Here is a 12,318-nt window from a genome sequence, read left to right as displayed (position 1 = left end):
AGCAAAATAATAGTGTGATGGAGTGTAAAGGTATATGAATACTAAAGTATTAAATAAAATATACAATTTTCTAGTTGTATTAATTTTTGTAGAATTAGTTTTAGGTGGATTAGGAAATTTATTTGGATTTCCAGTGAGAAAAGTATTATTTGTATTAGGAATTTTAGCAACAGTTGTAATGATGTATATAAATAAAGTTAGAATTAGTAAAGCGTATATTATTCCAATTATTGTAGTAATAACATATGTAGGTTATGGAAGTATTGTAGGATTTATTAATGGAAACAACATCAGAGATATCTTTTCAGATGCAAACTCATTTTTAGGTATAATATACCTAATATTATTAGCTAATTACTTTAAAGGTAATTTTAAAAAGATTGATAAGGCTATGGCGCTAATAGTTAACTGTTCAACAATTGTGGCAATAATAACAATAGGATTATTTTTCTATAGTAGGACTTACCTTCCAGAGGATCAAGGTATAATATTAAAATATATGAGATTAAATGACATTTTCCAATATGGATTAATAACTGGACTTGTTGAGTCTAATAACTATGCTAGAATTTATTTGTTTAATGGGATATTTATGCAAATGGGTGCTATTATATTAATGGTTAAGTTAATGTCTAAAGAAGTTAAAAATAAATTATATGAATGTTTGAAATTATTAGTTTTATTAATAGGTATCTTTGTATCAAATACTAGAGGGTTCTGGCTTGGTACAGCAGTAGGAGTAGTATTCGTATTTGGATATTATTTATGGAAAAGAAAAGAAAGAGGATTGGTATTAAGAAGAATAGTAGCAGTTTTAGCCTTGCTGTATGTATTTACAGCTGTATTACCTTTAACTATAAAGACTGATTACATTCCACCACAGGGAGTGGCTAGTGGTACAGAGAGTGCTAAAGATAGAGCAGACTCTATGTTAGACTTCACAAATAATATATCAAATAGAATAAGAGTCATTCAATTAGATTTTCTAGCAAAGAGAATAGTAGAAAAACCAGTATTGGGTTGGGGATTTGGAGCTCATATAGAAGAGTATTCACAATATATGAGTGATAACAATCTACCACCAGTTAGTTCAACTAACTTTGAATTATATTATGTAGAATTATTATAAAACAGGAGCTATAGGAATTATATATTTATTTGGATATCTTTTTATCAAATTTATTCAGTTAATAATGCTACTAGTTAAGTATAAATTAGACGAAACTGATGAGAGAGTTATTATTGGGTGGACTTTAGCATTCTTAGCATTTCTAGCATCCAGTGTAACTAATCCATATTTAGCAAGTTTATCAGGATTCTTTGTTTTAGTTATGGAGTGCTATATTTTAGAATCTGCATTAAATAAATATGTTAGAAGAGAAATTGTATAGTATTTATAGTATATAAGGAGTAATTATGAAAGAAATAGCATGTATTATAGTTAGTTATAATCCTGATGAGGGGATAGAAAGATGCTTCAATTCATTAATAAACCAAGTAGATAAAATATATATAGTAGATAATGGATCTAGGAATGATAAATTAAATATTTTAAATGAATTAAAGCGTAATAATGAAAAGAATGTTGAGTTATTACTAAATGAAGAAAATCTAGGAATTGCAACTGCACTTAATATAGGGGCAAAAAAGGCAATAGAAGACGGGTATAAGTGGATATTGACTATGGACCAAGATAGCAAAGCTAAAGATAATATGATAGATAAAATGTTAGAAGTATACTATAGCTTTGATAGAGAAAAAAGAGAAAATATAATGAGTATTTTCCCAAATTTTGTAGATGAAAGAATTCAAAGTATAGAAGAAAATTCAAAAATTAATTCATATGAATATGTAGATGCAGAAATAACATCAGGAAATCTTTTAAGAAGTGATGTTTTTGAAAAAATAGGTTTTTTTGATGATAGCTTATTTATAGATTTGGTAGATACGGACTTCTGTATGAGATTAAATAAAAATAATATAAAAATGATAAAGGTTAGAGATGCAATTCTTTATCATAGCCTAGGTGAAAGCCAAAGTGTTAAAAGTCTGTTTGGAAAGTTTAATACATCTAATCATTCTGCTTTAAGAAGATATTATATGACAAGAAATAGATTTTATACGTGGGAAAAGTATAAAGATCTAAATAGTTTTACCCTTAACAGAGATAAATTATTATTTAAAAAGGAATTTGTTAAAATTATTCTAGGTGAAAAGGATACGGTTAATAAAGTTAAAATGATATTTAAAGGATATAGGGACTATAAGAATGGAATTAGAGGGAAATTAAAATAGATAAAGAGGAGAAACACAATGCTTGGAATTGTAATTGCAAATTGGAATGGAGAAAAGCTAATAGATAAGTGTCTTACAAGCTTAAAAAATCAAGAGTTTAAAGAGTTTAAAATATATATTATAGATAATGATTCTAGAGACAATTCTAGAAATATAATTAATGGATATAAAAATGAACTCGATATAGATTTAATAGAAATGGATTATAATAGTGGATTTGCACCAGCCAATAATATTGGAATAAAAAAAGCTAGAAATGATGGTTGTGAATATATATTAACACTAAACAATGATGTTGAAGTTCCGAAAGAAAGTTTAAAGAATGCTATAAGTTTAATAAAAACTAATAAAGATTATGATGTGTTTCAGTTATTTATGATTAATTATTTCGAAAGAGAAAAGTGTGACGCAGCAGGTTTAACATTTGATAAAAAATTATTACCAGCTCAAGTTGGATATAGAGAAAATGTTAAAGAAGTTCTAAAAAGGGATATAAATATTGAAGGTGCATGTGCAGGAGCTGCGATTTATACAAAGAAAGCATTAGAAAAAGTAAAATTACAAAATGGAGATTATTTTGACAGTAAGTTTTTTGCTTATTATGAAGATGTAGATTTATCATTAAGATTAAAACGAGCTGGATTTAAATCTAAATTGTTAAAGGATAGCATAGTATATCACATGCATTCAGCCACAGGAAATAAAACAAGTGGATTTAAGGAATATTATCTAGCTAGGAATTTATTTATGTACACTAAAAGAAATCAACCTATAGAAAACTATAAAAAAGCTAAGAATACATACTATAGGATACTTATAAAGAATATGATTAAAAACTTTAATTCTGATGTTATGAAGTCAGTATTAAAAGGAATAAAAGATGGAAATAAAGAAGCTAAGAACATAGAGTATAAGCCTTATTAAATTATTTAATGTTTTTAGAAAATATGAGGTGAGTGAATGCTTAACTATTTGAGAAGAGTTAATTATATAAGAAAACAAAAAATACAAAAGGAATCGATGTCGGCTATATTATCTGCAGTTGATTTTAAGAAGGTAGAAAACATTGCTCCAAATAAAATAGAGACAATAATGTTTGTATTACCAGGAATGATGGCATATAGTGGTGGTCATACATCAGTATTAAGATTAGGAACATCATTAGTTAAAAAAGGCTATAATGTAAGATATGTATCTTTTGTTCCACAAGATTTAGAAGAGCAAAAGAAAAATGCTGAAATTAACTTAAAGGAATATAAAGGTGAAATAATTGATCATAGTAAAATATTTGATGTTAAAAATGATATAGTTATAGCTACTTCATGGGATTCAGTATATTATGCTAAAAAGGCTAGTGGATATAAAATGTATTTTGTGCAAGATTATGAGCCGTTTTTCCATATGTATGGAGAAATGTTCTTGTTAGCCCAAAAAACATATGAACTAGGATTACATATGGTCAGTTTAGGGCAATGGAATAAATATATGATTGAAAAAAATTGCGAAGTAGATAGTAGTATAGATTTTATAACATTCCCTTATGAAGCTAGTGAGTATTATGAAATACCTAGAAACTACCTAGAATATAAAAATAAAAAAGAATTTACTATAGCTGTTTATATTAAAGACACAGGCAAAAGAGCACCATACTTATTACAACATATGATAGTAAGTTTAAAAGAAAAGTTAAAAAGTGATGGTATAACATTAAATGTAAAATACTATGGAGAAAAGTTAGATTTTAAATGTGAAGGCGGAGAGAATTTAGGTAAGTTAAGTAAAAGTCAATTACTAGAGCTTTATCAAAATTCAGATTTTGGAATGGTCGCATCATTAACTAATATATCTTTAGTTCCATATGAAATGTTAGCAACAGGCCTGCCATTAATTGAATTAGAAGAGGGAACATTTAAATATTTCTTCCCAGAAGGTTGCTCTATATTAACAAGCTTTGATTTTAATGATTTATATGAAAAGATAAAGTATTATATTGAAAATCCAAATAAATTAAAAAATATGAGGGATAAATCAATAGCATATTTAGATACATTAAGTTGGGAAAAAACTGCTAATGAGTTTGAAAGTATATTAAATAAGATAATTAAAGAAGAGGCGTAATATGGGCGGAAGTGTAAAAAAGAACTATTTATATAATTTAATTTATCAAGTTACAGCAGTTATATTACCATTAATAACAATGCCTTATGTATCGAGGGTTTTAGATGCAGATGGAATAGGTATAAATAGTTATACTAATGCTAATATGCAATATTTCATTTTATTAGGAAGTTTAGGTATTAGTACTTATGCAACTAAACAAATAGCAACAGTAAGAGAAAAGGGCGATAAATTAAGAAGAAATTTTTGGGAGATTTTCTCGATACAATTTATTGGTTGCATGATGGCATATCTAATATTTATATGTGTATTAGGAACTAGAAAGGATTTAGGACTATATTACTTTCTTCAAGGATTCTTTATTTTAGGAACAGCGTTAGATGTATCATGGTATTTCCTTGGAATCGAAAATTTTAAAAATGCATCTATTAGAAACTTTTTAGTAAAAGTAATATCAGTTATATTAATATTTATATTTGTAAAAACAAAAAATGATTTAGGAAAATATATATTTATAAATAGCTTTACTATGTTTTTAGGCCAATTGATTATGTGGATTTATATTGGCAAGGATATATTGAAGTTTAAAGGGATAAAAAAGTTTAATTCTATAAGACATATAAGACCAGTGCTTGCACTTTTTATACCTCAAATGGCAACTCAAGTATATATGGTTTTAGATAAAACAATGACAGGTAAATTATCTAATACATTACAAGTTGGATATTATGATCAATCTCAAAAAATAATAAGAGTTTTACTTACAGTCTTAACTTCATTAGGTATGGTTATGTTACCTAGAATAGCTAACTTACATAGTAAAGATGCACATGATGAAATTAAGTTATATTTAAAAAAAGCATTCTCATTAATAAGTTTTTTAGCAATTCCTATGGCTTTTGGAATTATGGGAGTAAGTGAAAGGTTTATACCATTATTTTTTGGAAGGCAATATGAAAGTGTTGTGCCATTAACTATTATATCATCTATAATGGTAATAATTATTGGGCTTGGGAATGTATTTGGAACACAATACATGTTAGCAACAGGAAAGAATTCTCAATATACGGTATCAGTTTGTGTTGGGGCTGCAATAAACTTTTATTTTAAATGTTATATTAATACCTAAGCTTTATGCTATGGGTGCAGTTATAGCTACTGTAACAGCAGAATTTTGTATTGCTCTTATACAATTATGGTATTCTAGAAATATAGTAGATAAGAGTTGGATAAAGGAAAACTATAAATATTGGGTTTCTGGTATTGTAATGTTAATACTAGTTAAAGTAATAGGAAATATTGAAGGCGCAAATGTATTTGTTTTAGCTATGCAGGTTATCATCGGAGGAATATCATATTTCAGTAGCTTATTAATTTTAAAGGATAAACTATTATTAAATTCTATAAAGGTAGTTTTGGATAAAGTTAAGGGGAGAATTAGCTAATATTAAGCTTAACTTAAAGATTTATTAAGAAAAATATAATTGTTTTCTTAAAATCATTAATGTATAATGTATTAGACAAAATAGTATTATAGAAATTGGAATTTAAAGATATGTAATTAAATACATAGAATAGGCAGTTGAGGTTTAAATATGATAAATAATATAAATCTATCTATTGTTATAGTAAATTATAAAAATTATACATTAACACAAAAATGTATAAAATCAGTATTAGAAACTGTAAAAAATATAAATTATGAAATTATAGTAATAGATAATAACTCACCAAATGATAGTTATGAGCAATTAAGCAGTGGTTTTAAGAAAGTTAGTAATATAAAAATTATTAAAAATGATAAAAACGTAGGGTTTGGCGGAGCTAATAACTTAGGGGTGGAGGCTTCAAAGGGAGAATATATTCTATTATTGAATCCAGATATAATCGTTTTAGATGATGCTATAGAAAAAATGTATAATAAGATTAATAGTGATAAGGAAATTGGATTAATATCAGGAAAATTATTAAATGATGATTATACTATCCAATATTCGTGTAGAAGAATATTACCTTTTAATAAATTTGTTGCATGCAGAACCCCATTGTCAAAAATAGTATCATCAGAGAAAAGAGAAAAAATAAACGATATTTATTTAATGAAGGATTTTGACCATAATTCTACAGCAGATGTTGAATGGGTTATGGGTGCATGTATGATGATGCACAAAGATGAATTTATAAAATTAGGGGGATTTAGTAAAGAGTATTTTATGTACTTTGAAGATGTTGATTTATGCTACAAGGTTAGAAAATATAATAAAACAGTAGTATATTTACATAATGCACAAATGATTCACTTACATAACCAAGAGAGCAAAAAAAGAATTAATAAAATGACATTTGTACATTTACAAAGTATGATAAAGTTTTATAAAAAGTACTATTTAAATAAATTTTAATTTAACTTAAACTAATTGCTTTAAGTAAATAAGTTAAATTTAGCAATTAAGTAGAAAAGGAAAGATATTATGATAAATACAATGAATAATGATATTACTCCAAAGGTGAAATTTTATCTATTTTCTAAAAGAGTTACTGATATTTTTCTGTCAGCTATAGGATTAATTTTATTAAGTCCGATATTATTAATTGTAGCTATTGCTATAAGAATTGATTCAAAGGGGCCTATAATTTTTAAACAAGATAGAGTTGGCAAAGATGGAAAGATTTTTAGTATGTATAAGTTTAGGTCAATGATAGTAAATGCAGAAGAGCTTAAAACAAAATTAGAAACTAAAAATGAAATGTCAGGACCAATGTTTAAGATGAAAAATGATCCGAGAATAACGAAGGTAGGAAGATTTATTAGAAAAACTAGTATTGATGAATTACCTCAATTAATTAATGTTATTAAGGGAGATATGAGTTTAGTAGGCCCTAGACCAAGCTTACCTAAGGAAGTTGAGCAATTTAGTCCTTGGATGTTAGAAAGGTTAAAGGTCAAGCCGGGAATAACTTGTTATTGGCAAGTTATGGGTAGGAACAATATAGCTTTTGAAGAATGGATGAAGCTAGATGTAAAGTATGTTCATGAAATGAATTATTGGTTAGACATTAAGCTTATATTTAAAACATTTTTTGTTTTATTTGGAGATGAAAGTGCTAGCTAAAATATAGAAATAAAGACTTTTATAGTTTATTACAGGAGGAAGATTTTATGAAGGGAATAATATTAGCTGGAGGTTCAGGTACAAGACTTTATCCAGTTACAAAGGCAATGTCAAAGCAAATGGTGCCAATTTATGATAAGCCAATGATATATTATCCAATGTCAGTATTAATGCTTGCAGGGATAAAGGATATATTAATAATATCTACACCGAGAGATATAGTTAATTTTAAAGAGTTATTTAAAGATGGCTCAGAATATGGGTTAAATATAGAGTATGCAATTCAAGAAGCACCAAATGGATTAGCAGAGGCATTTATTATAGGTGAAGAGTTTATAGGTAACGATAATGTTGCAATGATACTTGGAGATAATATATTCTATGGTCAAAACTTTAGTTCACATTTAAAAGAAGCTGCAGAGCTTGAAAAAGGAGCAATGGTATTTGGATATTATGTTCAAGATCCAAGAGCATTTGGAGTAGTTGGTTTTGATGAAAATGGAAAGGTAACATCTTTAGAAGAAAAACCTGAAAAGCCAAAATCAAAATATGCAGTTCCAGGACTTTATTTCTATGATAATTCAGTAATTGAAAAGGCTAAAGCTTTAAAACCTTCAGAAAGAGGAGAGCTTGAAATAACAGATTTAAATAGAGTATATATGGAAGAAGGTACTTTAAAAGTTGATTTACTTGGTAGAGGTATGGCATGGCTTGATACAGGAACTCACCAATCAATGCTTAAGGCATCTAACTTTGTTGAAGCAGTTCAAACAACTCAAGGAACATTCATAGCTTGTTTAGAAGAGATTGCATATAGACAAGGATGGATTTCTAAAGAACAGGTAAGAGAGTTAGCAGGACCTTTAATGAAGACTGAATATGGAAAATATTTAATTGATATTATTGAGGAGTAAGAGGTATGGTTGAAGTAGGAAATTTTAAGTTTATAGAAACTAAAATACCAGATTTATATATAATCGAACCTAAAGTATTTGGAGATGCTAGGGGGTATTTTATGGAAAGTTATAATAAACAAGCTTTTGATGCTGCAGGTTTAACTATGACTTTCGTTCAAGATAATGAATCAAGATCTAAAAAAGGTGTTTTAAGAGGATTACATTTCCAAACTAAGCATACACAAGGTAAGCTTGTAAGATGTACTGAAGGTGAAGTTTGGGATGTTGCTGTTGATTTAAGAAAAGGCTCGCCTACATACGGACAATGGGAAGGTGTTTACTTAAGTGCAGAAAATAAAAGACAATTCTATGTACCAGAAGGTTTTGCTCATGGGTTCGTAGTTTTATCTGAAACTGCAACATTTAATTATAAATGTACAGATTTCTATTCACCAGAACATGACGGTGGACTTTTATGGAATGATGAAGATGTAAAAGTTGAATGGCCTTTAGATGGAATAGAGGAAGTATTATTATCAGAAAAAGATAAGAAGCAAAAGAAATTTAAGGAATTAGATTTACCATTTGTATACGAAGGGTAGGAAGTAAGAAGATGAAAATTTTAATTACAGGATCTAATGGACAATTAGGTAATGAACTTCAAAAAATAGTAGCTACAGGTAGAGCTGAAATTGGAAGTGTTTCAGAACAAATTAAAAATTCTGAGGTTTTTGCTTTAGATGTAGATAAATTAGATATAACTAAACTAGAACAAGTTAAAACTGTTTTAAAAGAAATAAATCCAGATGTAGTTATAAACTGTGCAGCAGCAACTAATGTTGATGGTTGTGAAGCAAATAAGGATTTAGCTTTAAAAATAAATGCAATAGGTGCGAAAAATTTAGCTATAGTTTCAGAAGAAATAGGAGCTAAATTAGTTCAAGTTTCAACAGATTATGTTTTTAGTGGGGTAGGTGAAATACCACTAAATGAATCTGATTTAGTTGCACCATATAGTGTATATGGAAAAACTAAGCTTTTAGGAGAAGAATATGTAAGAGAATTTTCATCAAAGTACTACATTGTAAGAACTGCTTGGCTTTACGGATATGTAGGTCATAACTTTGTTTATACAATGATGAGACTTGGAAAAGAAAAAGAATCTTTAAGTGTAGTAAATGATCAACTTGGAAATCCAACAAGTGCTAATGATTTAGCGTATCACATATTAAAACTTATTGAAACTGATGAATATGGAGTATATCACTGTACAGGAAAAGGTGAATGTAGTTGGTATGATTTTGCAGCAGAAATAATGAAGCTTGCAGGAAGAAATTGTACAGTAAATCCATGTACTTCAGAAGAATATAAAGCAATGTATCCTAATTCCGCTAAGAGACCTGAGTATTCATCACTTGATAATATGATGCTTAGATGTACTGTTGGAGATGAAATGAGAGATTGGAAAGATGCTCTTAAAACATTTATGGATAATGTAGAAAAATAGAAAGAAATTAAGGAGTTAAGAAATTAAGCTTAGCTTCTTTAGTTTAATTTTTATATATAAGGAGAATTTTATATGAAAACTTATTTAGTAACTGGTGGAGCTGGGTTTATAGGCTCAAACTTTGTATTATACATGTTAAAGAAATATGAGGATATAAGAATAATAAATTTAGATAAGCTAACTTATGCAGGAAATTTAGAAAACTTAAAATCAATACAAGATGATCCAAGACATATATTTGTTCATGGAGATATTTGTGATAATGAATTAGTTAATTCTTTATTCGAAAAATATGAAATAGATTATGTTGCTCACTTTGCAGCTGAATCTCATGTTGATAGAAGTATAAGAGAGCCAGAAGTGTTTGCTAAGACAAACGTTATGGGAACAGTTAACCTTTTAAACTGTGCAAAAGCAGCTTGGGAAAATGAAGATGGAACTTGGAAAGAAGGAGTTAAATTCCTACACGTTTCAACAGATGAAGTTTATGGTTCATTAGGAGAAACAGGATACTTCATGGAAACTACTCCACTTGATCCTCATAGTCCATATTCATCAAGTAAGGCTGGTTCAGACCTAATGGTTAAGGCTTACCACGATACTTATAAGATGCCAATGAATATAACAAGATGCTCAAATAACTATGGACCATTCCAATTCCCAGAAAAGTTAATACCACTACTAATTAATAATTGTTTAGATCACAAAGATTTACCAGTTTACGGTGATGGTATGAATATAAGAGATTGGTTATTTGTAGAAGATCACGCTAAAGCTATCGATATGGTTATAAACAACGGTAGAGATGGTGAAGTATATAATGTTGGTGGTCACAACGAAAGAACTAACATAACAATAGTTAAGACAGTAATAGCTTACTTAAATGAAAATGTTGATAAGGAAGTTACTGAAAATTTAATTAAGTATGTTGAAGACAGAAAAGGTCACGATAGAAGATACGGAATAGACCCAACTAAGATTAAAGAAGAGCTAGGATGGTATCCTGAAACTACATTTGAAGTTGGAATTAAGAAAACTATACAATGGTATTTAGATAATCAAGAATGGATGAAGAATGTTACTTCAGGTGAGTATTTAAATTACTACAATGAAATGTATAAATAGAATTAATTAAAGTAGAGCTCCATTAGGTAAATGTTGTTAAAGCAACTTATCTAATGGAGATTTTTTATTAAAATAAAAAAAAACTAGTATTTTGAAATAAATATTAGAAGAATATGTAAAATAATAAAAACGAATCTTATTTACACATAAAAGTGGATATGTTAGAATCATTATGTAAATGAATGGGGGTGAAAAAGTGAAAAAAGGTAAAAAGATGTTGGGGTTTGTAATGAGTTTAGTATTGTTATTAAATTTAATTACTATAAATGTTCAAGCCTCGACAGAAAGTAATGAAAATTTTAAAGCTACTGCAATCGGAAATGTAAATATTATTTCTACTACAAATATTACTGTTGGACAAGCCCAGGATTGGGCTAGAAGTAAAGGCGCTACTGAAGAATTTATTGGTTTAGCTCCTTTATATGAAAAATATAGCCAATCAAGAGGTGGAGTAAACTGGGCTGTGGCTTATGTACAAGCAGCAAAGGAAACTGGTTATGGAAGATTTGGTGGTGTATTAGATTCATCATATCATAATCCTTGTGGGTTAAAAAACTCAGCAGGAGGAGAAGATGATGATCCAAATGCACATAAGAAGTTTGATAACTGGGAACAAGGAGTCATAGCACATTTAGATCATTTAGCTTTATATGCAGGAGCAGATGGGTATCCTAAGACTGAGTATGTAACAAGTTGGACAAGTCAACCTCTTGCAGACAATCAAACATATGATCCTAGACATTTAGGGTGGTACAATACAGCAGTTTATGGTAAGTGTAAAACTGTAAATGAGTTAGGTGGTAATTGGGCTCCAAGCAGCACATATGGTGTTGAGTTATTTAGATTATATTGCGATTTAACTAAGTCAGATTATTTAGAAGCAAGAAGTAATTTAGAAACTCCTATTAATAATGCAACTATAAACGAAAATAGTATAAATATAGTTGGATGGGCATTGCATGCATTCGGTGTTAAAGAGGTTAATGTATCAATAGATAATGTAAGTATTGGTAAGATAACTGAATTTTCAACAAGAAATGATGTTTCAGCAGCTTATCCAGGGTATTTTAATGGAAATCAATCAGGTTTTAATAAGACTATGGATATAAGTTCTATTCAAGATGGAACTAGAACTTTACTAGTTGAAATAGTAGCTAATAATGGAAGTGTTCAAGAAATATCTAGAACAATAAAAATTGCTAGAGCTAACGATCCCGTTGTGGAAAGTTTGCCAACAGTAGGAACAATACATGAGCCAGCAGAT

General features: G+C 28.5%; 14 protein-coding genes. All 14 read left to right on the top strand.

Going from position 1 to position 12,318, the window contains the following annotated elements:
- Positions 1-34 precede the first annotated feature (34 nt).
- Positions 35-1,129 carry an O-antigen ligase family protein gene (locus HMPREF0216_RS00835; protein ID WP_005210004.1) on the top strand — a complete coding sequence of 365 codons (1,095 nt, stop codon included), beginning with the start codon at positions 35-37 and terminating at the stop codon, positions 1,127-1,129.
- A gap of 64 nt (positions 1,130-1,193) precedes the next feature.
- Complete coding sequence (locus tag HMPREF0216_RS00830; RefSeq protein ID WP_005210002.1) at positions 1,194-1,391, top strand: hypothetical protein; 198 nt, start codon at positions 1,194-1,196, stop codon at positions 1,389-1,391.
- A 25-nt stretch (positions 1,392-1,416) separates the two neighbouring features.
- Positions 1,417-2,295 carry a glycosyltransferase family 2 protein gene (locus HMPREF0216_RS00825; RefSeq protein WP_005209999.1) on the top strand — a complete coding sequence of 293 codons (879 nt, stop codon included), beginning with the start codon at positions 1,417-1,419 and terminating at the stop codon, positions 2,293-2,295.
- Positions 2,296-2,313: 18 nt separating this feature from the next.
- Positions 2,314-3,219 carry a glycosyltransferase family 2 protein gene (locus HMPREF0216_RS00820; protein ID WP_005209996.1) on the top strand — a complete coding sequence of 302 codons (906 nt, stop codon included), beginning with the start codon at positions 2,314-2,316 and terminating at the stop codon, positions 3,217-3,219.
- Between the two features lie 36 nt (positions 3,220-3,255).
- Positions 3,256-4,413, top strand: a complete 1,158-nt coding sequence (locus HMPREF0216_RS00815; protein ID WP_005209994.1) for a glycosyltransferase family protein — start codon at positions 3,256-3,258, stop codon at positions 4,411-4,413.
- Between the two features lies 1 nt (position 4,414).
- Complete coding sequence (locus HMPREF0216_RS00810; protein ID WP_005209993.1) at positions 4,415-5,542, top strand: oligosaccharide flippase family protein; 1,128 nt, start codon at positions 4,415-4,417, stop codon at positions 5,540-5,542.
- 10 nt (positions 5,543-5,552) lie between these two features.
- Positions 5,553-5,858 (top strand): polysaccharide biosynthesis C-terminal domain-containing protein, encoded by a 306-nt coding sequence (locus HMPREF0216_RS16100; protein ID WP_005209991.1) that lies wholly within the window; start codon positions 5,553-5,555, stop codon positions 5,856-5,858.
- Between the two features lie 150 nt (positions 5,859-6,008).
- The gene (locus tag HMPREF0216_RS00805; RefSeq protein ID WP_005209988.1) at positions 6,009-6,815 is read left to right on the top strand and encodes a glycosyltransferase family 2 protein; all 807 of its coding nucleotides are present in this window, start codon (positions 6,009-6,011) and stop codon (positions 6,813-6,815) included.
- A gap of 69 nt (positions 6,816-6,884) precedes the next feature.
- Positions 6,885-7,526: a sugar transferase gene (locus HMPREF0216_RS00800; protein ID WP_005209987.1), complete on the top strand. Its 642-nt coding sequence runs from the start codon at positions 6,885-6,887 to the stop codon at positions 7,524-7,526.
- A gap of 47 nt (positions 7,527-7,573) precedes the next feature.
- Positions 7,574-8,440 (top strand): glucose-1-phosphate thymidylyltransferase RfbA, encoded by an 867-nt coding sequence (rfbA, locus tag HMPREF0216_RS00795; protein ID WP_005209986.1) that lies wholly within the window; start codon positions 7,574-7,576, stop codon positions 8,438-8,440.
- Positions 8,441-8,445: 5 nt separating this feature from the next.
- Positions 8,446-9,024, top strand: coding sequence for a dTDP-4-dehydrorhamnose 3,5-epimerase (gene rfbC, locus HMPREF0216_RS00790; protein ID WP_005209982.1), 579 nt, complete (start codon positions 8,446-8,448; stop codon positions 9,022-9,024).
- An 11-nt stretch (positions 9,025-9,035) separates the two neighbouring features.
- Complete coding sequence (rfbD, locus tag HMPREF0216_RS00785; protein ID WP_005209980.1) at positions 9,036-9,929, top strand: dTDP-4-dehydrorhamnose reductase; 894 nt, start codon at positions 9,036-9,038, stop codon at positions 9,927-9,929.
- A 72-nt stretch (positions 9,930-10,001) separates the two neighbouring features.
- Positions 10,002-11,054 (top strand): dTDP-glucose 4,6-dehydratase, encoded by a 1,053-nt coding sequence (gene rfbB, locus HMPREF0216_RS00780; RefSeq protein WP_005209978.1) that lies wholly within the window; start codon positions 10,002-10,004, stop codon positions 11,052-11,054.
- A gap of 196 nt (positions 11,055-11,250) precedes the next feature.
- A partial coding sequence (locus HMPREF0216_RS16930) for a glucosaminidase domain-containing protein (RefSeq protein ID WP_040418416.1) occupies positions 11,251-12,318 on the top strand: 1,068 nt, incomplete at its 3' end.

This window comes from Clostridium celatum DSM 1785 (assembly GCF_000320405.1).
GTDB classification, from domain to species: domain Bacteria; phylum Bacillota; class Clostridia; order Clostridiales; family Clostridiaceae; genus Clostridium; species Clostridium celatum.
The sequence above is the reverse complement of the archived record's forward strand: the minus strand, read 5'-3'. Positions and strand labels throughout refer to the sequence as shown.

What these genes read in the sequence shown, in the direction of transcription:
- HMPREF0216_RS00835 (WP_005210004.1), top strand. Translation starts at nt 35, where the DNA reads ATGAATACTAAAGTATTAAATAAAATATACAATTTTCTAGTTGTATTA.
- HMPREF0216_RS00830 (WP_005210002.1), top strand. Translation starts at nt 1,194, where the DNA reads ATGCTACTAGTTAAGTATAAATTAGACGAAACTGATGAGAGAGTTATT.
- HMPREF0216_RS00825 (WP_005209999.1), top strand. Translation starts at nt 1,417, where the DNA reads ATGAAAGAAATAGCATGTATTATAGTTAGTTATAATCCTGATGAGGGG.
- HMPREF0216_RS00820 (WP_005209996.1), top strand. Translation starts at nt 2,314, where the DNA reads ATGCTTGGAATTGTAATTGCAAATTGGAATGGAGAAAAGCTAATAGAT.
- HMPREF0216_RS00815 (WP_005209994.1), top strand. Translation starts at nt 3,256, where the DNA reads ATGCTTAACTATTTGAGAAGAGTTAATTATATAAGAAAACAAAAAATA.
- HMPREF0216_RS00810 (WP_005209993.1), top strand. Translation starts at nt 4,415, where the DNA reads ATGGGCGGAAGTGTAAAAAAGAACTATTTATATAATTTAATTTATCAA.
- HMPREF0216_RS16100 (WP_005209991.1), top strand. Translation starts at nt 5,553, where the DNA reads ATGGGTGCAGTTATAGCTACTGTAACAGCAGAATTTTGTATTGCTCTT.
- HMPREF0216_RS00805 (WP_005209988.1), top strand. Translation starts at nt 6,009, where the DNA reads ATGATAAATAATATAAATCTATCTATTGTTATAGTAAATTATAAAAAT.
- HMPREF0216_RS00800 (WP_005209987.1), top strand. Translation starts at nt 6,885, where the DNA reads ATGATAAATACAATGAATAATGATATTACTCCAAAGGTGAAATTTTAT.
- rfbA (WP_005209986.1), top strand. Translation starts at nt 7,574, where the DNA reads ATGAAGGGAATAATATTAGCTGGAGGTTCAGGTACAAGACTTTATCCA.
- rfbC (WP_005209982.1), top strand. Translation starts at nt 8,446, where the DNA reads ATGGTTGAAGTAGGAAATTTTAAGTTTATAGAAACTAAAATACCAGAT.
- rfbD (WP_005209980.1), top strand. Translation starts at nt 9,036, where the DNA reads ATGAAAATTTTAATTACAGGATCTAATGGACAATTAGGTAATGAACTT.
- rfbB (WP_005209978.1), top strand. Translation starts at nt 10,002, where the DNA reads ATGAAAACTTATTTAGTAACTGGTGGAGCTGGGTTTATAGGCTCAAAC.